Annotated in this window: 17 protein-coding genes; 6 read left to right on the forward strand and 11 right to left on the reverse strand. The window is 69.6% G+C overall.

What is annotated here, in order from left to right:
• Positions 1-279: 279 nt before the first annotated feature.
• The 4 genes from ID574_RS11165 to purD form a co-directional block, all read right to left on the reverse strand.
• The gene (locus tag ID574_RS11165) at positions 280-1569 is read right to left on the reverse strand and encodes a GTP cyclohydrolase IIa (RefSeq protein ID WP_188188740.1); all 1290 of its coding nucleotides are present in this window, start codon (positions 1567-1569) and stop codon (positions 280-282) included.
• Between the two features lie 201 nt (positions 1570-1770).
• Positions 1771-3036 carry a UDP-N-acetylglucosamine 1-carboxyvinyltransferase gene (murA, locus tag ID574_RS11170; RefSeq protein WP_188188741.1) on the reverse strand — a complete coding sequence of 422 codons (1266 nt, stop codon included), beginning with the start codon at positions 3034-3036 and terminating at the stop codon, positions 1771-1773.
• Between the two features lie 77 nt (positions 3037-3113).
• Entirely contained in the window at positions 3114-3950 is an 837-nt protein-coding gene (locus ID574_RS11175; RefSeq protein ID WP_188188742.1) for a phosphoribosylaminoimidazolesuccinocarboxamide synthase, read from the reverse strand.
• Positions 3947-5161, reverse strand: a complete 1215-nt coding sequence (gene purD / locus ID574_RS11180; protein ID WP_188188743.1) for a phosphoribosylamine--glycine ligase — start codon at positions 5159-5161, stop codon at positions 3947-3949. The genes ID574_RS11175 and purD overlap by 4 nt, the downstream gene beginning before the upstream one ends.
• A gap of 401 nt (positions 5162-5562) precedes the next feature.
• On the opposite strand from purD, the gene corA reads away from it, so the two are divergent.
• Positions 5563-6630 carry a magnesium/cobalt transporter CorA gene (corA, locus tag ID574_RS11185; protein WP_223166578.1) on the forward strand — a complete coding sequence of 356 codons (1068 nt, stop codon included), beginning with the start codon at positions 5563-5565 and terminating at the stop codon, positions 6628-6630.
• Between the two features lie 3 nt (positions 6631-6633).
• On the opposite strand, the gene ID574_RS11190 is transcribed toward corA, so the two are convergent.
• Positions 6634-7545 carry a glycerophosphodiester phosphodiesterase family protein gene (locus ID574_RS11190; protein WP_188188745.1) on the reverse strand — a complete coding sequence of 304 codons (912 nt, stop codon included), beginning with the start codon at positions 7543-7545 and terminating at the stop codon, positions 6634-6636.
• A 109-nt stretch (positions 7546-7654) separates the two neighbouring features.
• On the opposite strand from ID574_RS11190, the gene ID574_RS11195 reads away from it, so the two are divergent.
• Positions 7655-8305, forward strand: coding sequence for a GNAT family N-acetyltransferase (locus ID574_RS11195; protein WP_223166579.1), 651 nt, complete (start codon positions 7655-7657; stop codon positions 8303-8305).
• 44 nt (positions 8306-8349) lie between these two features.
• Complete coding sequence (locus ID574_RS11200) at positions 8350-9009, forward strand: SDR family NAD(P)-dependent oxidoreductase (RefSeq protein ID WP_188188746.1); 660 nt, start codon at positions 8350-8352, stop codon at positions 9007-9009.
• Between the two features lie 6 nt (positions 9010-9015).
• Here ID574_RS11200 and ID574_RS11205 read toward each other — a convergent pair whose 3' ends face one another.
• The 5 genes from ID574_RS11205 to ID574_RS11225 form a co-directional block, all read right to left on the reverse strand.
• Entirely contained in the window at positions 9016-9681 is a 666-nt protein-coding gene (locus tag ID574_RS11205; protein ID WP_188188747.1) for an NUDIX hydrolase, read from the reverse strand.
• A 45-nt stretch (positions 9682-9726) separates the two neighbouring features.
• Entirely contained in the window at positions 9727-11523 is a 1797-nt protein-coding gene (locus tag ID574_RS11210; RefSeq protein ID WP_188188748.1) for a DUF4434 domain-containing protein, read from the reverse strand.
• Positions 11524-11543: 20 nt separating this feature from the next.
• Positions 11544-12632: a glycosyltransferase gene (locus ID574_RS11215; RefSeq protein ID WP_188188749.1), complete on the reverse strand. Its 1089-nt coding sequence runs from the start codon at positions 12630-12632 to the stop codon at positions 11544-11546.
• A gap of 19 nt (positions 12633-12651) precedes the next feature.
• Positions 12652-13899, reverse strand: coding sequence for a nucleotide sugar dehydrogenase (locus tag ID574_RS11220; protein ID WP_223166580.1), 1248 nt, complete (start codon positions 13897-13899; stop codon positions 12652-12654).
• A gap of 133 nt (positions 13900-14032) precedes the next feature.
• On the reverse strand, positions 14033-15703 hold the full coding sequence (locus ID574_RS11225) for a glycosyltransferase (protein WP_188188751.1): 1671 nt from the start codon (positions 15701-15703) through the stop codon (positions 14033-14035).
• Between the two features lie 56 nt (positions 15704-15759).
• Here ID574_RS11225 and wecB point away from each other — a divergent pair, with 56 nt between their 5' ends.
• The 3 genes from wecB to ID574_RS11240 all read left to right on the forward strand — a co-directional run bounded on the left by wecB (position 15760) and on the right by ID574_RS11240 (position 19588).
• Entirely contained in the window at positions 15760-16890 is a 1131-nt protein-coding gene (gene wecB, locus ID574_RS11230) for a non-hydrolyzing UDP-N-acetylglucosamine 2-epimerase (protein WP_188188752.1), read from the forward strand.
• 138 nt (positions 16891-17028) lie between these two features.
• Positions 17029-19071: a glycosyltransferase family protein gene (locus ID574_RS11235; protein ID WP_223166581.1), complete on the forward strand. Its 2043-nt coding sequence runs from the start codon at positions 17029-17031 to the stop codon at positions 19069-19071.
• Positions 19072-19282: 211 nt separating this feature from the next.
• A complete protein-coding gene (locus ID574_RS11240) occupies positions 19283-19588 on the forward strand; it encodes a helix-turn-helix domain-containing protein (protein WP_188188753.1) in 306 nt (101 codons plus the stop codon).
• Here the strand turns inward: ID574_RS11240 and ID574_RS11245 are convergent.
• Positions 19578-20261 carry a hypothetical protein gene (locus tag ID574_RS11245; protein ID WP_188188754.1) on the reverse strand — a complete coding sequence of 228 codons (684 nt, stop codon included), beginning with the start codon at positions 20259-20261 and terminating at the stop codon, positions 19578-19580. The genes ID574_RS11240 and ID574_RS11245 overlap by 11 nt on opposite strands.
• Positions 20262-20385 lie beyond the last annotated feature (124 nt).

The following is a 20385-nucleotide window of genomic DNA, read 5'->3' on the forward strand; positions in this document are numbered from 1 at the left end:
CACAAGGGTCAATGCACAAGTTCGCAATCCTGACATCGCTTGTCAATGTGCAGGTCGTACGCACGTCATGGCCGACCACGTAACCGGCCCGGAGGGCGCCGTAACGGCGGCCCGCCGGTGAAGGGTCAGAGGCCGTCTCCCTGGAGGGCCCTCAACCGAAGTGCGGCGGGTGGCGTGCCGTCGGCACCGCCGTACAAGATCATGGTTTTGATGGGTTGACGGGCCCGCCGCCTACGGAGGGGAAGGGGACGGCGGACCCGCGTAATCAACGAGAACCCGCTACCTGGGGCCGAGTTTTTCCACGATGAGGCGGTACAGCTGCCGCGGACGACCAGGTTGCGGTGTGCGGTTGGGCGGAAGCGGCCACGCGAGTCCCTCGTCAACCAACGTGCGCAACAACCGCCGAGCCGTGCGGGGCGTCACCCCCAGCATCTTGCCCGCGCCCTCCGCGTCGACCACGGTGTCGCCGCCCTCGAGCTTGGCCGCCAGCCTGGCCAGCACCTCCACTCCCTTCGGCTTCAGTGCGGTCGAGCCCGCCGGCGGCATTCGCGGGGCCGGGATGAGCGCCCGCCCCTCGCGGTCCACCGCGAAGCCCTGTGCCTGCTTGCCGGCCTGGGTGCGGGCCAGCGCGGCCCGCGCGTGCGACTCCGCGTCGTGCGTCGTGCGCCCCATCCCCACGCCGACCTCGACCGCCAGCCCCAGCTCGTCCCTGATCCTGGCCGCGAACGGCAGCACCCTGAACCCGTCCGTCGCGGCCGCGATCGACCCTCTGGTCGCGGTGACCAGGTAGCTGTGGTCGTCGATCGGCCAGACGGTGGCGTTGATCCGGTTCGACTCCTGGACCAGCAACCGGTGCAGGGACAGCCGCAGCTCGTCGCGCCAGTAGCGGGGCGCGGCGCGGCGCACGGGCTCGCGCAGCGTCGGCACCTCCACCAGCACCACGGTCAGCTGCGACTCCTCCAGCCGGTGGTGCGCGCCGAGCAGCGCGGCCGTGTGCAGCGCCGTGCGCACCGCCGCGGAGGTCGGCCGGATCCTGATGACCGGCACGCCCGCCGCGTGGAGGCGCTCGGCCACCGCGGGCAGGCACGTCAGGGCTCCCGTGGTCGCGCCCTGCCGGGCCAGGCGTTCGTGGTAGGCCGCGATCGTGCCGGTGGCGCCCGGCTCGTCGCGGCTGTGCACGTCGGTGGCGGGGATGCCGAGGTCGGTGTACGCCTCCTCGACATCGGCCCTGCTGACCACGTCGATGCTGACCCTCTGGGGGTCCATGCGGGTGTCGAGCGCGGCCTTGGCCAACGCCGCCACCAGTGCTGCTCCGCCGAGTTGGACGTACGTCGCGGGCATCGTCAGCACGCCCGAACGCCTCGCCAGGTCATAAGGGACCGGGCTGGCGAACAGGCACGCGTCGACACCGGGACCGAGCCGCGTCACCTTGTCGGGAGCCTCCTGCTCGTCGCGGTAAGCGGCCGCGACCAGGCGACACGGCAGCGGTGCGGCGGCGTGACCCATCAGCATGACGCGCTCCACGAGATCGTGGGGCCCGACCACGCCGATGGTGAGGTCCGGTGTCATAGCGCCCGGGCGTGACACTCGGGGAGTTTCTTCGGCCCTCTCGACCAATGTTCGTCCCATCCTGCCATCCGTTGCAGTGCTCTCTTTTGGAACGATCGCTCGCGGGGGCCGAAATGTCACGCCCGACTTTTCCGGAAAGCTGTTCAGGTTGACCGCCCGACAAGATGTCTCAGCAGCTCAACGTGGTTTTTCTCGCGGTTTTTAGCTTTCGGAAATCTCTCGTGTAATGTCCGCGCCCAGAGCCCGCATTCGCGCCGCGAGATGTGCGTGACCGCGGTCGATGAGGTATCCCGAGTCGATCACGGTCTCACCCTCGGCGGCGAGCCCGGCGAGCACCAGCGCGATGCCCGAGCGGAGGTCGTGCGCCGTCACCTGGGTCCCGGTCAGCGGCGTGCGGCCGCGTACGATGGCCCGGCTGCCCGCAACCTCGACGTTCGCGCCCATCTTGTTGAGCTCTCCGGCCAGGGCGAACCTGCCGTCGAAGATGCGCTCGTGGATGTAGCTGGTGCCGTCGGCCAGCGCTGCGACCGTCATCATCGGCGACTGCAGGTCCGTGGCGAAGCCGGGATAGGTGTCGGTGATGATGTTGATCGGCCGCAGCGGCCCGCCGCAGCGCACGTGCAGCACCGCCCCCTGCCTGGCGAACTCGACCCCCATCTGTTCCAGCTTGTAGCGTACGACGCCGAGGTCGAGACCGGTGCCGACGAGGCTCAGCTCGCCGCCGGTGATCGCCGCCGCCATCGCGAACACGCCGGCGTCCAGCCGGTCGGGCATCACCGTGTGCTCGACGGCGTGCAGCTCATCCACGCCCTCCACGGTGATGAACCCGGTGCCGCCGCCGCTGATGCGCGCGCCCATTTTGGTGAGCATGTCGATGACGTCGAGCACCTCGGGCTCCAACGCGGCGTTCTCGATCACGGTGGTGCCCTTGGCCAGGGCCGCGGCCATGATGAGGTTTTCCGTGCCGGTGTGGGACGGGGTGTCGAGGTAGAGCGTCGCGCCGGTCAGCCCGGACGCCTTGACGTGGATGACGGTCTCGCCCTCGTCCACGACCGCGCCCAGCCTCTTGTAGCCGAGGTAGTGGAAGTCGAGGTTGCGGCTGCCGAGATTGCAGCCGCCGACCCCCTCCACGATCGCCTCGCCGAGCCGGTGCAGCAGCGCCGGGGTGAACAGCACCGAGCCGCGGAATCGCCTGGCGATCTCGGCGGGCAGGACCGGGCTGTCGACCTTGGAGGCGTCGATGACCAGCGTGCGCTCCGACTCGTGCAGCTCGACGTACGCCCCGACGGCCTCGGCCAGCTCGACGGCGCGGCGGACGTCCTCGATGATCGGCACGTTGCGCAGGACGGTGCGGCCCTTCGCGGCGAGCAGAGCCGCACCGATCATGGGGAGCACGGCGTTCTTCGCGCCCTGGATGAACGCGGTTCCACGCAGTGCGTTGCCACCGCGCACGCGGTAACGGACCATTCGTGCGGCTCCTTGAAATCAACGGTGAGGCTTGATCGGGCCAACAGTAGTCGCTAACACCACATGACCCAGCCGAATCATCCGCTAAAGGCAGACCCCGTGAGCCGCTCATACGCTTCTAGGTATCGCTGCCGGGTGCGCTCGATCACGTGGTCGGGCAGCGGAGGTGGGGGGTTTCCGGAGGCTTTGTCCCATCCCGATTCGGGCGACAGCAGCCAATCTCGTACAAATTGCTTGTCGAAAGAAGGCTGGGCCCGGCCCGGCTGCCACTGGTCGGCCGGCCAGAACCGCGACGAGTCCGGCGTGAGCACCTCGTCGCCCAGCGTCAGCACGCCGTCGGAGTCCCAGCCCAGCTCGATCTTGGTGTCGGCCAGGATGATGCCGCGCTCGCGGGCGATCTCCGCGCCGCGCGTGTAGACGGCCAGCGTGATCCGCCGCAGCTCCGCGGCGGTCTCCGCGCCGACCTCGGCCACGACCTGCTCGTACGAGATCGGCTCGTCGTGCTGCCCCACCGGCGCCTTCGTGGAAGGCGTGAAGATCGGCTCCGGCAGCCGGGACCCGTCCTCCAGGCCCTCCGGCAGGGGCACGCCGGAGACCGCGCCGCCGGCGCGGTATTCGTTCAGCCCGCCGCCCGCCAGGTAGCCCCGGGCCACGCACTCGACCGCCACCATCCGCAGCGGCCGGCACAGCACGCTGCGCGCGTCGTCGCCCGGCGCCACCACATGGTTGGGCACGATGTCCTTGAGCTGGTCGAACCACCACAGCGACAGCTGGGTGAGTATGGTCCCCTTGTCCGGGATGGGGGTCTCCAGCACGTAGTCGAAGGCCGAGATCCGATCGGAGGCGACCATCAGCAGCAGGCCGTCGTCGGTCTCGTAGAGATCGCGGACCTTGCCGGAGTGCACGTGCTTCATCGGGCGATGTCCGTCCTGTGGTGGGAGCCGCGCAGCTCGATCCGCCCGACCAGGTCGTAGGCGTTCCTGCGCGCGCTCTCTTGGTCGGGGCCGTGGCCCACGACGCTGAGCACCCGGCCGCCGTTGGAGACGATGTCGTCGCCGGCCCTCTTCGTGCCGGCGTGGATGACGTACGCGTGCTCGGTCTGCTGCAGCCCCTTGATCACGTCGCCCTTGGCCGGCGTGTCGGGGTAGTTTTCCGCCGCGATGACCACGGTCACCGCCGAGCCCGGCTTGAACACCGGGTCGAGCCCCAGCTCGCCGGTGGCGCAGGCCATCAGCAGCCCGCCCAGCGGCGTCTCCAGCCGGTCGAGGATCACCTGCGTCTCCGGGTCGCCGAAGCGCGCGTTGAACTCGACCACCTTCGGCCCCTTGGTGGTCAGGGCCAGCCCCACGTAGAGCACCCCCTGGTAGGGCAGCCCCCGCCGGGACAGCTCGGCGATCGTCGGGTGCACGACCTCCCGCATGACCTGGTCGGTGAGCCCCTCCGGCGCCCATGGGAGCGGCGTGTAGGCGCCCATGCCGCCCGTGTTGGGCCCCGCGTCGCCGTCGTAGGCCCGCTTGAAGTCCTGTGCGAGCTGCAGCGGCACGGCCGTGCTCCCGTCGCACAGCGCGAACAGCGACACCTCCGGGCCGTCGAGGTATTCCTCGATCACCACGCGCTCGCAGGCCCGCGCGTGGGCGAGCGCCTGCTCGCGGTCGTCGGTGACCACGACGCCCTTGCCCGCGGCCAGGCCGTCGTCCTTGACCACGTAAGGAGGGCCGAACTCGTCGAGCGCCGCTGCGGCCTCCGCCTCGTTGGCGCACACCCTGGCCCGCGCGGTCGGCACGTCGGCCGCCTTCATGATCTCCTTGGCGAATGCCTTGGAGCCCTCGATCATGGCGGCCTCGCTGGAGGGCCCGAAGCAGGCGATGCCCGCCTCGCGCACGGCGTCGGACACCCCCGCCACGAGCGGCGCCTCCGGCCCCACCACCACGAGATCGACCCGCAGCCGTGTGGCCAGCTCGGCCACCTGCCCGGGGTCGAGGGGGTCGACGGGATGGACGGTCGCGACCTCCTCGATGCCCGGGTTGCCCGGGGCACAATGGAGCTCGGCGACCTGGGGGTCGAGCTTGAGCGAACGGCACAGGGCGTGCTCACGCCCTCCGGAGCCAATGACTAGAACGCGCACACGGTCCATTGTCGCAGGCCCGTGACCAGGGGCAGGCTCCTGGTCTCCAGGACAGCAAATGCCGGAATAGGCGACAATCTTTGTCGAGTTCTACCTGAGCGGCCGGTCTCTGGGCAGGTATCGTCGGTTAGGTTCACCGTCCTGTGGTAGCTTGGGGCGGCTTTGCGGCGTCTCTTGTGATTGGAGGTGGTCCGGGATGAATCCTGGTGATCCCAGCAGTACGTGCCTCCGCACGTACACCCTGTGTACTCCCGACCACTCCAATCCGGCAGCCTGATCCTGCCTCCACGCATGTGTGTTGATTGAGGTGACCTTCTTTCTCGCGTGGAGCGTGCCAGGTCGGGCGGAAGGGGACTGCCATGCGCTCGTCCACGCTTTTCCGTCGCATCAACCGTCACCACGTGCAGCCGCGCGCAGCGCACCAGATCGTCAAGCCGGCGCGCGAGGTCTGCGTGCCACCCGTTGACTCCATCGTCGAATTCGGCGCCTACGTCCAGGGCAAGAAGGTCCCGGCCATGGGCATCGTCGAGGCGCTCGATCTCGTACGCACCCACAACGACACCCCCGACGGCGGCAAGGCGTTCGTCTGGGTGGGCCTGCACGAGCCCGAGGCCCCCGAGGTGGAGTGGCTCTCCGAGGTGTTCGGCCTGCACCCCCTGGCCGTCGAGGACGCCGTCAAGGCGCACCAGCGGCCCAAGGTCGAGCGGTACGGCGACTCGCTGTTCATGGTGCTCAAGACCGTCGCCTACCTCGACCACGACGAGCTGACCGACAACAGCGAGATCATCGCCACCGGCGAGATCATGGTGTTCCTCGGCGTCGACTTCGTGGTGACGGTGCGGCACGGCGAGCACTGTCCGCTCACCGCGGTACGCGAGCGCCTGGAGGACAAGCCCAAGCTGCTCAACCGGGGTCCCTCCGGCGTGCTGCACGCCATCGCCGACCACGTCGTCGACCAGTACCTCCAGGTCGCCGACCTCATGCAGCTGGAGCTGGAAGAGGTCGAGGCCACCGTGTTCGCCGACGTCAGCTCCCGCGACATCAACCGGATCTACCAGCTCAAGCGCGAGATGCTGGAGATGAAGCGGGCGGTGACCCCGCTGCAGGCGCCGCTGTCCGCGCTGCCCCAGCGCCGCGCCATCCCGTCGGAGATGCGTGAATACTTCCGCGACGTCGGCGACCACCTGTCCAGGGTGTGCGAGCAGGTGGAGTCGTCCAACGAGCTGTGCAGCTCGATCCTGCAGGCCGCCCTGGCCCGCTCGAACGCGCTCGCCAACGAGGACATGCGCAAGATCTCCTCGTGGGTCGCCATCCTGGCCGTGCCCACGATGATCGCCGGCATCTACGGCATGAACTTCGACTTCATGCCGGAGACCAAGCAGGTCTGGGGCTACCCCGCGGTGCTGGCCCTCATGGTCACGGTATGTGTGCTCCTGCACCGCGGCTTCCGCAGGAACGGCTGGCTCTAGGAGTCACGCCACGCTCACCGGCTTGAGCGGGCCGACCGGCTCGGGCAACTCCAGGCCCCGCTCCCGCCACAGCTGCCGCATGCGATCGGGGTAGTCGGTCACGACGCCGGACACCCCGAGGTCGAGCATCCTGGCCGCCAGCGCCGTCTCGTTGACCGTCCAGACCGCCACGTCGAGCCCCGCCGCGGCCGCCTGCGCCATCAGCGCCTCGTCCACCATGACGTGCTCGGGAGAGAGCGTGGTGGCGCCTGCCGCGCGGGCGGCGGCGGGGACGTCGTCGCCCAGGCCGCCCTCGTGCCAGTGGAGCGTGTCGAGCTCGATGAGCGCGAATCTGCGCGTGCCCGGTGCGATCGTGGCGGCGTGCCGGATGATCCGCCAGTCGAAGCTCAGGATCGCCACGTTGCCGAGGCGGCCGTGCCGGTCGAGCTCGTCGACGACGAGCTCGGTGAACATCTCCGGGTCCGGTGTCAGCTCGGGCCTGGTGGGATCGGACTTGAGCTCGACGTGCAGCCGCACGTCCTCCGCGTCGTAGGCGTTGACCAGCCCCAGCACCGCGCCCAGCGTGGGCATCCGCGTCTCCGGGAAGGCCGCCTGGGTCAGCGCGAAGGGGTCGTCGAGGTGGCGCGGCCACCGCACGCCCACGTCGAGCATGCGCAGCTGGGCCAGCGTGAGGGCGTTGATGGGCTTGCCGACGTACGGGTAGAGCGGATCGCCGGAGCGCAGCGGCCGCGTGTCGGCGCTGGTCACCGCGGAGACCGTGAGATCGTGCGTCAGCACGAGCCGCCGGTCGGCGGTGAGCGCCACGTCGAACTCGAGCGCGTGAACGCCGAGCTCCATCGTGCGGCTCATACCCGGCAGGGTGTTCTCCGGCCACAGGCCCCGAGCACCCCGGTGACCATGAATCTCAACGCGCACAACCGGGACCCTACCTGCCGTGGGGCGCTCCTAGGCGGTGCCACGCCGTGTCCTTTTTATCCTGCTACGCCCGGTCGTGCCGTAACCGGCGGACAATAGGCTGTTCTCTATGACGGAGGTTCTCAAAACGGCTCATTTCTCGACAGTTCGGGCATGGGTCGATGGGTGGGTCATCTCCCGCAACGCCCCCAAACCGGTACGCGAGCCCTGGGGCCTGCGTGTGGACGTCGGCCTCCCCGGCCACGTGTCCCGCCACATCGTCGCCGCCCCGACCCCGGGGATCCTCCGGCACCTGACCACCACGCTCACCACGCCCGGCACCTGGCTCAAGCTCTGCGCCCCCGCCGACGCCGTGGTGCCCCTGCTCCCGACCCCGTGGGCGCTGAAGGACCGCGAGTTCATGATGACGGCGCCTTTGCCCCGCACCGCCCCCCCGGAGGCCCCGCCCGGCTACACGCTGGCCGTCACCACCAGAGCGGGCGTCACGGCGGCCCGGCTGCTGACGGCGGCGGGCGAGGTCGCCGCCCGCGGCCAGTTCGCGGTGGCGGGCCGGGCGGCCGTGGTGGACCAGGTGGAAACGGCGGCCCAGCACCGCCGCCGCGGCCTCGGCACGGTGATCATGCGCACGCTCTCGTCGGCGGCCGCCTCGATGGGGGCCCGGACCGGCATCCTGGTGGCCACGGCGGAAGGCCAAGCCCTGTACGAGACCCTGGGCTGGACCCTCCACACCCCCATGACGGCCGTCGTCCTCGCGCCCTGACGCACGGTGAGATGATCCTGGGGGTCGAAGAGGGGAGCCGCTCCATGGGGCATGTGCTGGTGACCGGGGCCACGGGCGGGATCGGAACGGCGCTGGTCGGCGCCTTGGTGAAGGCAGGGCACCAGGTGACCGCCGTCGGGCGCGGCGTCGGGCGGCTGGGCGTGCCGGGGATCGAGGCCGACCTCGCCGAGCCCGGGACGATCGCCGCCGCCGTGGGCGAACTGGGCGACGTGCAGGCGCTGGTGCATTGCGCGGGTGTCTCCCCCATCGCGGCCGTCGCCGACACGGATCCGGAGACCTGGGAGCGGGTTCTGGCCGTGAACGTGGCGTCGGCTGCGGAGCTGGTGCGGCTGGCGCTGCCCGGGTTACGACGCTCCCGAGGTCATGTGATCTTCGTCAACGCCTCGCCCGGGATGACAGGGGTTCCCCGGTGGTCGGCGTTCGTCGGGAGCAAGGCGGCGCTGCGCGAGCTCGCGGACTCGCTGCGCGAGGAGGAGGCCGCCCACGGCGTGCGCGTCACCACGGTCTATCCGGCCGCGACCGCCACCGAGCTGCTGCGCGAGGTCAGGAGCGCCTTCGGCCGTCCGTACGATCCCGAGCGCTGCATCCGCCCGGAAACGCTCGCCGAGATGGTCGTCTGGGTGCTCGCGGCCCCGGCGGACTCGTACGCGGCCGAACTGGCCGTGGTGCCCGCGCCGCGATGAACGGGATCACTCCTTGAGCGAGCGGAGCATCGGGGGGTGGAGGAGCTCGGCGGGCCCGCGGCGGTAGAGCTTGGCGGGGCGGCCGCCGTCTCTGGTGGTCGTGGAGCCCGTCTCCACCAGGAAGCCCTCCGCCTTGGTGACCTTCCGGTGGAAGTTTCTGGGGTCCAGGGAGCGGCCCCAGACGATCTCGTAGACGCGGCGCAGGTCGGCGACGGTGAACTCTGGCGGGCAGAAGGCCGCGCCCAGCGAGGTGTATTCAAGCTTCGCGCGGGCCCGCTCGACGCCGTCGAGCATGATGCGGCGGTGGTCGAAGGCCATGACCGTGAGGGAGTCGACCGGCTGCCAGCTCATGTGGGCCTTCTCCGAGGCCGGCAGGTCGGGGGCGAGGCCCAGGTAGGCGACGCTCAGGACGCGCTGGCGGGGGTCGCGGTCGGGGTAGCCGTACGTCTGGAGCTGCTCGAGGTGGACCGGCGCGCCCGGGAGCCCGGCCCGTTCGGAGAGGATGCGGTGGGCGGCGGCGGGAAGGTCCTCGTCCAGTTGGATGAAGCCGCCGGGCAGCGACCAGCGCCGCAGGAACGGCGGATTGTCGCGGCGCCACACCAGGGCGCTCAGCGCGTGACATCGTACGGTGAGCACGACCAGGTCGACGCTGACCGGGACGCTCGGGACCATGGACGGCACGTTACACGCACCTACGTGCGGGTAGCGAACGGCCGCCTAGGCCGCGAGGCGGACGTGTAAGGGCTCGGTGGTCGCCTTGCCCGACGGGCCCTTGACCGTGATCCTGATCCACTCCCCGGCGGGCACCTGGGTCCAGTCGAACGGCACCCAGGCCGTGACCATGCCCTCGGGGAGTTCCTCGATCGGGCTCTCCTCCAGCCAGCCGACGGCGGAGACGACCATGTCCTTCGTACCGCCGGACCACTGGACGGTGATCGTGGCGCCGCTGAAGTTGTAGCCGCGGACCTCCACCCCGTCCTGGACGTCGCGGGATCGCCTGATGGCGTCCACCGCTATCGGGCGTTGCCAGTCAGACGTGATCTCCTCTTCCAATGACGGGCGACCGCAGGTCATGAAGTCGCTCCACATATAGCTGACGACCTTCTGCACATAGCGCCCCGCCATGGTGACCGCCTGGTCCAGGCGCTTCTTGTCGGTCTTGCCGCGGGTGCCCTGCGGGGTGCACGGCTGGTCGCCCGACGGCTCGAACGCCTCCACGTTCGCCCACAGCTGGACCTGGTAGCCCTGCTGGATCATCTCCTCGCGGGCGAGGGACATCTCACGGTAGTAGTCGCGCGTGGACCCGTGGTACGCGGTCCCGTACGTGGACTCCCCGACCACCGGACGCAGCCGCTCGTCCACCTCGGTGTCGCGCTCGTCGGACCAGAACAGCCCCACCTTGCCGGTGCCCCGGCTGTCCTGCGGCGCGATGATGCCGACCCCGGTCTTCGCCAGGGCCTTGAACCCCTCGGCCACCTGCTTGGGCGTCTGGCCGAAGGGCACCCGGCGGCGCGCGTCCATGTACGGGCTGATCAGGATGGGTTTGCCGGACAGTTGCTGCTCGACGATCGTGTGCTGCTCGGCGTACACCTCCAGCGTCGGGTTGGAGGCCAGCGTGTCGGACATCTGGACCTCGAACGGCTGGTAGACGCCGCCCAGCGACGCCCGGTCGGCGAAGCGCTCGCCGTAGTCCTGGAGGATGCGCCGGGTCAGCGTGGTGAGGGTGCCGATGTGGTGCTTGTAGGCCCTGGTCGGGGTCTTGGGGTCGCGCGGGGCCAGCGGCAGCGACGGGAAGATCTGCATGCCGAACTGGTCGCCCAGGTCGAGCAGCTCCTTCAGGCTGTCCTCGACCGCGCCGGCGATGAGGATCAGGTCGTAGGACCGGCCCTTGCTGGAGAAGTCGCAGGTGGCGTCGTCGGAGCCGTCCGGCTGAGTGATGAGCCGGAAGTAGGTGCGCTTGCCCGCCTTGATGGCGTGCTCCATCTGGGGGCAGCGGAACAGGCCCGGGCCGAACGACTCGTCCGTCCGGTAGACGTACGTGCGGCCGATCCTGTTGCCCGGGTTGGCCTGCTCCAGATCGCGCTGGGCGGCATCGTGGCAGGTGAGACCGTCCTCCTGGCAGGCCTTGTAGAGGGAGTCGAGCTCGCCGTCCCTGGTCATGATGTCGCCGTCGCCGGAGACGGTGCGGAACTGCAGGCCGTACCCGATCCTGATGATCGTGTCGCCGCCGACGTCGTGGATCTCCTTCAGCTGCTTCCGCCACGTGCAGGGATTCGACTTGGGCATGATCCAGTAGCCGGTGACGGCGTACGGGGCCTTCTCCTTCGTCGCGAACGTCCCGCAGTCGTCGGTGAACTCGCTGCTCTTCGGCGTCTGCTGGGTCGGCGTCGGGCGAGCCGCGGCGGTCTTGGCGGGAGTCACGGGACGCTCGTCGGAGGACGGCTGGATGACGATGACCACGGCGGCGACGACGGCCAGGACGGCCGCGCCCACGACGAGGAAGAGCCAGCGCACGTTGAGAGACCCGCCGCCCGTTATCGCTTGACCCCTGCCCAGGACTCCAGCTGAGCGACGAACCGCTTGGCCGAGTTGGGCCAGTGGTGGTTCGCACGGGCCGCCGCATAGCCGCGCGCACCCTGCGCGCGCCGCTCACGAACGTCGTCCCTGAGCGTCAGCACGGCCTGGGCGACGGCCTTGGGGTCCTGCCAGGGCACCACGACGCCGCTGTCGTAGCGCTCGACGAGCTCCACGGCGCGCGGCGACGGAGTGGTGATGACGGGGATGCCGTGCGCCATGTACTCGACGATCTTCGTGGGCATCGAGTGCCGGTAGTTGGGCTCGTCGTGCAGCAGCGACAGACCGGCCAGCGCCCCGTCGAGCCGCTTGAGCGCCTCGTCGTTGGGCATGAAGTCGCGCCACTCCAGTAAGCCCTCGGTGACGGCCTGGTTGAGCATGGGGCGGCTCTGCGGGTCGGCGTACCCGATCAGCTCCACGGCCACTCTGTACGGCTGCAGCAGCTTGGCCACCTCGACCGCCTCGATGACGCCTCGGGCCCTGGACAGCCAGCCGAGGTAGACCACCCGGTCGTCGCCGGGGGGCGTCACGGAGTCGGGCACCCAGGTCTCGTTGGGCACGATGGGGTGGGCGTGCTTGAACCGCCCGGCGTACGCCGTCTCGGCCAGGATCAGGTGGAGGTGGCGCTCGGCCGTGCCCTCCATCAACCGGGCCAGGAAGCGCACGGGCGGCCGCAGCGGCGAGGGCAGCCAGGGCTTGAGCGAGAGCGTGGCCGGCGTGTCCTCGTGCACGTCCCACACCACCGGCGGCCTGTTGCGCACACCCCACACGGCGAACAGCAGCTCGGGGTCGTGCACCAGGACGAGGTCGACCTTGTCGCGCATGCGCTTGAACAGCCGCCGCGCGGCCCACACAGCCGGGAAGCGGTTGCGCTGGGATGCCCTGGGCAGGTCGATACCGGTGACCCAGGGACGCGGGACGACGCCGAACGCCGTGAAGGAGGCGGCATACGTGACCTCATGACCGGCATCCACGAGAGCACGGATCTGCCGGTGCAGGATCCGGGCATCCTCGGGGTTATGCACCACCGTCATGACGAGCACGTGCACTGCGCGCAGCCCTCCGTCGCTACAGCCGCTCGACGCGTTCACCCTCGGCGAGCACGCCGCGGGTGTCGAGCACGAGCCTGGCCTTCGCCTCGACCATGTCGAGGTCGAACGCGGCATGCTGCTGCAACAGCAGCGTCACGTCAGCGTTGACCACGGCATCGGCCAAGTCCTCCTCACGCGGCACCGGGGTGCCGTCTACCGACCACTCCTTGACGTACGGGTCGGCGAACGAGAGCTCGGCGCCCAGCTCCAGCAGCGCACGCGCCACCGGCAGGGCCGGAGTTTCCCGCTCGTCGGCGATGTCCGGTTTGTAGGTGACGCCGAGCATAACCACTCTGGCGCCGTTCACGGGCTTCTTATGCCTGTTCAGCAGTCTCTGGACGCGGGCCACCACGTAGGACGGCATCCGCTCGTTGATCTCCTGGGCCAGCTCCACGAACCGGAACGGGTAGCCGAGCTTGCGCACGGTGTACGAGAGGTACGAGGGGTCGACCGGGATGCAGTGCCCGCCGACGCCCGGCCCGGGCAGGAACTTCTGGAAGCCGAACGGCTTGGTGGCCGCGGCCTCGATCGCCTCCCACAGGTCGATGCCGAGCTCGTCACAGAAGATCGCCATCTCGTTGACGAGGGCGATGTTGACGTGCCGGTAGGTGTTCTCCAGCAGTTTGGCCATCTCGGCCTCGCGGGTGCCGCTGACCGGCACCACCTGCTCGATGAACAGGCTGTAGAAGGCGGTCGCGCGGTCCCGGCAGGTCGCGGTGTAGCCGCCGACGACCTTGGGGGTGTTGCGCAGGCCGAACTTGGGGTTGCCCGGGTCGATGCGCTCGGGCGAGAAGGCCAGGTGGAAGTCCTCGCCGGCGACCAGGCCCGAGGTCTCCAGCAGCGGCCTGGCCACCTCGTCGGTGGTGCCGGGCCAGGTGGTGGACTCGAGCACGACGAGCGTGCCCTTGCTCAGGTTGCGGGCGACGGCCTTGGTCGCACCCTCCACGGCGGACAGGTCCGGGCGGTGATCCTCGTCCAGCGGGGTGGGCACGCAGATGACGATCGTGTTGCTCCGGGCCAGCACGGTCTCGTCCAGCGTGGCGGTGAACCCGTTGGCCAGCATGTGCTCGAGGTCGGCGTCGGTCAGGTCGTCGATGTAGGACCGGGCGGCGTTGAGCGCGTCGACCTTCGTGGGATCGACGTCCACGCCGACGACTCGCAGACCGGCGGCCACCGCCTCCTTGGCGAGCGGCATGCCGACGTAGCCCAGGCCGATGACAGCCAAGTCTATTTCTGTCACAGCTGTGCCTTTGGGAGCCGGAAACAACACTTCATGGTCGCAAAGGTTATCTCAAGTCCACCTAGCTCACGCCTAATGCGACAGAAACCGTCACAAGACGCAGCCCTCCTGAAGGTCATCATTCGGCCAAAGATCGGTAAAGGGCTCGATAAGTCTCGGCAACGCGGCTCCACGTTCGCTTGGCAGCCACTTCCGCCCGCCCTGCCTCACCCATCTCGGCCCGCTTGGCGGGGTCGTCCCTGAGCCCGGCGAGCGCCTTCGCGAGCGCCTCGGGATCGCCGGGCGGCACCAGCAGCCCGGCGCCGTCGGAGCCGACGAGCTCAGACAGAGCAGGCAGATCGCTGAGCACCACGGGCTTGCCGAGCGCCATGGCCTCGACGGGTTTCAATGGCGTAACGAGTCGGCATACGCGCAGGTCCTCGCGGGGACAGGCGAAGATGTTGATGGCGTCCTGGGCCTGCAGCGCCTCCTCGGGGCCCACCCGGCCGGGCAGGATGGCGTCGGTCAGGCCGAGCTCGCCGACGAGCTCGAGGAGGTTGTCGCGCTCGGCGCCGTCGCCCACGATGAGCACCCGCACCGGCGTGCCGCCGTCGCGCAGCAGAGCGGCGGCCCGCAGCAGGGTGGCGAACCCCTCGTAGGCCACGATGCTGGACACCGAGCCGACCACGACCTCATGGGGCTCGATGCCGTACGCGGTCCTGAACGAGGCGCCGTCGTAGTGCGCGGTCAGCAGGGAGTCGTCCACCGCGTTGGGCGCCAGGTGGATCTTCTCCCTGGGCACGCCGCGCTCGACGATCTCGGCGGCCATGGTCTCGGCCAGCGTGACCACGGCGTCGGCCTCGCGCATGAGGAAAGCCTCACGCTCGCGCTGGAGCACGTGCCGTTCGCTGCCGACCCTGATCGGGTCGCGGGAGGCCCAGGTCTCCTCCAGGAAGCCGCGGACCTCGTACACGAACGGGGTGCCCGTGCGGTCGCGCACGGCGTGCGCGACGGAGCCGTTGCGGTGGTCGGTGGCGGCGTGCAGGATCTGCGGCCGCAGCTGGGTGACGAGCGTGGTGACCGCGTCGGCGCCCCTGACCATGCGGCCGCGCATCTCGAACGGCACCTCGCCGTGCCCGTCGGGCAGCAGCCGGTAGTAGGGGATGCCGTCGATCTCCTCGTACGGCGACGCGTCCGCGTGCCCCTGCATCATCGGCCAGCCCCAGCTCGTGACCACGTGCGGGTCGAGCCCGGCGGCCTTCTGCGAGGTGACGATGCGGTGGGTGCGGACGGTGTATCCGGCCTGCGTGAACGGCAGCGCGTTGGTGACCAGGTGCATGACCCGGCCCTGGACCCGCTCGAGGATGGCCACCTTGGGGCCGGGCGGGATCGGGTCGGGACTGATGGCGGCCAGCTCGCCGCGGTAGTAGGCGGCCCTGCGCTTGACGAACGGATATTTGGTGTGGGCCTCGAGCACGGCGGCGGCCTGGCTGACCCGGCCGGCGTTCCAGTGCTCCTTGGCCTCGTTCCAGGGTCCCTTGAGCACGCGCATGCCGAACTTGCGCACCAGGCGCCGGGCCCGGCGCGCGGCGGGCCACGCCATGCTGCCCACGATGGGGCGCAGCCGGGGCGGGAGCGCGTCGGCGGCGGCCTGGGCCACGCGGACGGGGTCGGATCTGACCTTCGTCACGACGACGCGGGAGACGATGATCGGGTGCTGGACGAAGCCCTTGAGAAGTCCACCGACGCCGGCACGGGCGGACTTCGCGGAAACCTTTGAGGAGTCTTGACGACTGGCGTCGGATGCCACGGTGGGACCGTACCATAGGCAGCGTTTTTTCCCTTCCGCTATGAAAGGCGAGGTCAATGAGGGAGAACCCCCTGGTCCTGCACGTTTTGGGTGCTCGTCCCAATTTCGTGAAAGCGGCCCCGGTGGTCCGGGCACTCGGTGAACTCGGCGTGCGGCAGGGCATCATCCACACTGGTCAGCACTACGACGCGCTGATGTCCGACGTGTTCTTCTCCGATCTTGGTTTGCCCGATCCGGTGGCGAACCTGGGGGTCGGCTCGGGCAGCCACGCCAAGCAGACCGCGGCCCTGCTCATCGGCCTGGAGGAGGTCGTCCAGGAGCAGGAGCCGGACCTGGTCGTGGTGTACGGCGACGTGAACTCGACGCTGGCCGCGATCCTCGTCTGCGCCAAGCTCGGCGTGCCGACCGCGCACGTGGAGGCGGGGCTGCGCTCGTTCGACCGGGGCATGCCGGAGGAGGTCAACAGGGTCGTCACCGACGCGCTGGCCGACCTGCTCTTCGCCACCTCCCCCGAGGCCCTCGCCTATCTGGCGTCGGAGGGCGTGCCCGCGTCGAAGGTGCACCTCGTGGGCAACCCCATGATCGACAGCTTGTTCTCGGCGCTGCCGTCGCTGGACCCGGCGCCCGTCGTGGCGCGGCTGGGCATACCCGATCGATATGCCGTGGCGACCCTGCACCGCCCCGCGAACGTGGACACCGCCGAGGCCGCCAAGGAGCTGGTCGACGCCGTGCTCGAGGTGTCGCGGCAGGTTCCGATCGTGGTGCCGGTGCACCCGCGCGGCAAGGCGCGTCTGGCCGAGGCGGGGCTGGTGGACGGAGAGACGATCAAGGTCATCGAGCCGCTGGGGTATGTGGACTTTCTCTCACTCGTCCGCGGCGCCTCGCTGGTGGTCACGGACTCCGGCGGCGTGCAGGAGGAGACGACCATGCTGGGCGTCCCCTGCCTGACGCTGCGGCCCAACACCGAGCGGCCGATCACGATCACACACGGCACGAACCGGCTGGTCACGCCCGCCCTCCTGCCGGCCGCCGCGGAGAAGGCACTGGCCGACGGGGCCGCCACGCCGGCCGGGGAACTTCCGGTGCTGTGGGACGGCAAGGCGGGGCCGCGGATCGCCACGGTGATCGAGGCGTGGCTTCGCGGTGACAACCTGGCGCCTGCTTCGCAGGCCAAACGCCCCGAATAGCCTTCGCTTCCGACGTAACATGACGTCCGATGAGAAACCTGCTGAATGGACTGCCGCTACGGCCTTGACCAGGCACGACAGTGGGGCGGCAGGCCAATGAGCAGGTTTCTTGTCGGCTCCCCATCGAGCGATAGGCGCATGACCATGGCAGAAAACCCCGAGCCCCCCGCGTACCAGCGACTTGGCCCCGTCAACTGGCTGCCCGAGGAGCGCAAGGTCGTCGAGCGGTACGAGGCGGAGCTCAGGGAGCTGCGGCGGCGACTGGAGATCGCCGAGGCCAAGGCCGCGTACGCGCAGTGGAAGCTGGAGGCCACCCAGGCGAAGCGGACGTTCAAGCTGGGCGAGGCCCTGGGCGCGAAGAGCCCGGGGAAGATCGTCGAGGCCGTCCGGTCGAAGGACAAGGCGCCCAAGCCGCCGATGCCGGTCAACGAGGCGATCGAGCTGGCGAACAACCGGCCGCCGCTGGTCGAGGTGCCGCCGGCGAAGTGGCCGAACGGGCCGGTGAACAGGCCGGACCTGAAGGTCGCGGTGATCCTGGACGACTTCTCCAGGATGGCCTTCCGCTACGAGTGGGACCAGATCGAGTTCGGGCTCAAGGACTGGCCGGAGATCTTCGCTGAGAAGCGGCCCGACCTGCTGTTCTGCGAGTCGGCCTGGCACGGCAACCAGGGCCGCTGGCGCTACCAGATGACCGGCACCAATGCCCCCAAGGAACCTCTCAGGGACCTCGTCGCCTGGTGCAAGGAGGAGGGCATCCCGACGGTCTTCTGGAACAAGGAGGACCCACCGAACTTCGACTTCTTCATCGACACGGCCAAGCTGTTCGACTACGTGTTCACGTGCGACGGCGACATGCTGCCGAAATATCGGGAAATTTTGGGACACGACCGGGTGGACGTGCTGCAGTTCGCCGCCCAGCCGCGCGTGCACAACCCGATCCAGCAGCGCCAGGGCCGGCTGCACGACGTGGTCTTCGCCGGGATGTACTTCCGCGACAAGCACCCCGAGCGCCGCGAGCAGATGGAGGTCGTCCTCGACCCGATCCGCGAGCTGGGGCTGCACATCTTCGCGCGCAACGGCGAGGTGGACGAGAAGTACGCCTGGCCGGAGAAGTACCGCCCCCACATCGTGGGCGAGCTCCCCTACGACCAGATGCTGGCCGCGTACCGGATGTACAAGGTCTTCCTCAACGTCAACTCGGTGCTCGACTCGCCGACCATGTGCGCGCGGCGGGTCTTCGAGCTCTCGGCCTGCTCGACGCCCGTGGTGTCCGGGTGGTCGCGGGCGATCGAGGAGACGTTCGGCGACCTCATCCCGATCGCGCGCGAGCCGGTGGAGTCGTACAACCAGGTCCTGCACCTGATCAACAGCCCCGAGCTGCGCGCCAGGATCGGGCACCTGGCGATGCGCGAGGTCTTCGACAAGCACCTGTTCTCGCACCGCGTGGACCAGATCCTCCAGGACCTCGGGCACCAGGTGACGCCCAGGGCCCGCTCGATCTCGGTCGTGCTGCCGACCAACCGCGCCTCCCAGATCGAGCACGCCATCTCGTCGGTGGCCCGGCAGATCCACCGCCCGCTCCAGCTGATCATGGTGCTGCACGGCCTCGACATCGACCCGGTCGTGGTCGCGGACAAGGCCCGCATGGCCGGCATCACGGACGTCGTGGTCCTGCCCGCCGACGCCTCGCTGTCGCTGGGCGCCTGCATGAACCTGGGCATCGCCGCCGCCGAAGGCGATCTGATCGCCAAGATGGACGACGACAACCTGTACGGAGACCATTACCTGTCGGACCTGGTCCGGGCGTTCGACTACTCCGACGCGGAGCTGGTCGGCAAGGGCGCGCACTACGCGTACTTCGAGGGCATCAACACCACGATGCTCCGGCTGCCCGGCCTGGAGCACCGCTACTCCTTCCTGGTCCAGGGCGGCACGTTCCTCGGCAAGGCGGACATGTTCCGCTCGTACGGGTTCGCGGACATCACCCGCGGCGAGGACACCGAGCTGGTACGGCGGCTTAAGGCGGACTCCGTCAAGATCTACTCGGCGGACCGTTTCAACTTCGTCTACTGGCGCAGCGCCGACGCCGCGATGCACACGTGGCAGGCCGACCACATCAAGCTGACCCGCAACGCGCAGTTCTCCTTCGTCGGGCGGCCGGACGCGCACGTCCTGATCTGACTGCCACTGCCGCGGCCACGGGGGCGGCGCGCGGCGGGCGGGGAAGCCGGTGGACACTGGGGGACAGCACACATGCATACGAGCCTGGTCATCGAGCGGCTGGATCAGGTGCCGGTGACGTCGACGCCGGGCCTGTCCATGCTCGCGCTGATCACCGACGCTCCGCGTTACGCCGCAGGTCGCTCGACGTCGTGCTCCACGACCTCCCGGCGTGGTCTGGATCGGCTACCCGCTGCACGGGCCGGCCGACGGCGCCCCCGCGGGCGGCCGTGACGACCGCCTCGGATTCCTCGTCGGCGACGTGCGGTCGGCCATCCTGCCGAGCCTGGAGCGGCCGCTCACGATGGGCGCGCTGGCCAGGCGTCAAGTGCGCGCTTTCAGCGGGCCGAACGCGGTGACGTACCACTGCGACCGGCTGGAGTCGGCGGAGCTGATCACGCGGCATCGGGACGGCTGGCAGATCTACGTCCGCCGCACGAAGCGCGGTTCGGCCCTCATGAGCCTGTTCACCTGGTGACGCGGGCCAGGTTCTGGTCGGCCAGCGTGGCGAGCTCGTACAGGCCGTTCGGCTTCACCTGCCGGCCGACCACGAGCATGCTCATGATCAGGGTGCCGCGTCTGATCATGACGGAGCCGATCTGGGCGGCGTTCTTCTTCACGCCCGTGGCGGTGGTGAGGTAGGCGCGCGACTGGTCGCCCTTGGCCGGCATGGGCAGGGCGCGGGTCTTGTAGGACACCTTGGAGCCGCCGATGTCGGCCGAATAGGTGGTGCACTGCTGAGGCAGCGGGTCCGGGAAGGTCGCCGACGGGAGCGACACGACGGCCTGGGTGATCGAGCCGCGGTCCGCGGCGAAGGCGATCACTGCGGCGGGCGCCTTGGCGACGTCCGGCTTGGCGGCGTCGAGCTGGGCGGCCCCGGCGCACTCGGGGCGCTCCAGCCTGGCCTGGCGGACCGCGGCGAGGCCCTGCTGGGTGGACTTGAGCGAGCCGAAGGCGCCCACCTCGGGGCCGTACGAGATCTGCATGCCCTCGGGCACGGGAAGCAGTGCGGCGCGGAGCCTGGCCGCCTCGGCGGACGACGACTGTGACGCGGCCGCCGAGGCGGCGGGCGCCGGGGCCGCGGCCTCGCCGGACGAGCATCCGGCAAGGGCCGTCATGCTCAGACATATGCCGGAAATGGCCTTAAGCATGCGCTCTCCAATTCACTCTGGCGGCATTCACGCGGGGCGAGCCCTCGCGTCCCCCTCCCCAACCCCAAAACGCCAGAGGAATATCGCGAGGGCTCGCCTGCATGAAAACGCTAGAGGAATCGCA

Source organism: Nonomuraea sp. SYSU D8015, from assembly GCF_008065375.1.
Lineage (GTDB): Bacteria > Actinomycetota > Actinomycetes > Streptosporangiales > Streptosporangiaceae > Nonomuraea.

Excerpts from the sequence above, each read along its gene's own strand:
- ID574_RS11165 (WP_188188740.1), bottom strand. The coding sequence starts at position 1,569 with ATGACACCGGACCTCACCATCGGCGTGGTCGGGCCCCACGATCTCGTG.
- murA (WP_188188741.1), bottom strand. The coding sequence starts at position 3,036 with ATGGTCCGTTACCGCGTGCGCGGTGGCAACGCACTGCGTGGAACCGCG.
- ID574_RS11175 (WP_188188742.1), bottom strand. The coding sequence starts at position 3,950 with ATGAAGCACGTGCACTCCGGCAAGGTCCGCGATCTCTACGAGACCGAC.
- ID574_RS11195 (WP_223166579.1), top strand. The coding sequence starts at position 7,655 with ATGACGGAGGTTCTCAAAACGGCTCATTTCTCGACAGTTCGGGCATGG.
- ID574_RS11200 (WP_188188746.1), top strand. The coding sequence starts at position 8,350 with ATGGGGCATGTGCTGGTGACCGGGGCCACGGGCGGGATCGGAACGGCG.
- ID574_RS11205 (WP_188188747.1), bottom strand. The coding sequence starts at position 9,681 with ATGGTCCCGAGCGTCCCGGTCAGCGTCGACCTGGTCGTGCTCACCGTA.
- wecB (WP_188188752.1), top strand. The coding sequence starts at position 15,760 with ATGAGGGAGAACCCCCTGGTCCTGCACGTTTTGGGTGCTCGTCCCAAT.
- ID574_RS11235 (WP_223166581.1), top strand. The coding sequence starts at position 17,029 with ATGACCATGGCAGAAAACCCCGAGCCCCCCGCGTACCAGCGACTTGGC.
- ID574_RS11245 (WP_188188754.1), bottom strand. The coding sequence starts at position 20,261 with ATGCTTAAGGCCATTTCCGGCATATGTCTGAGCATGACGGCCCTTGCC.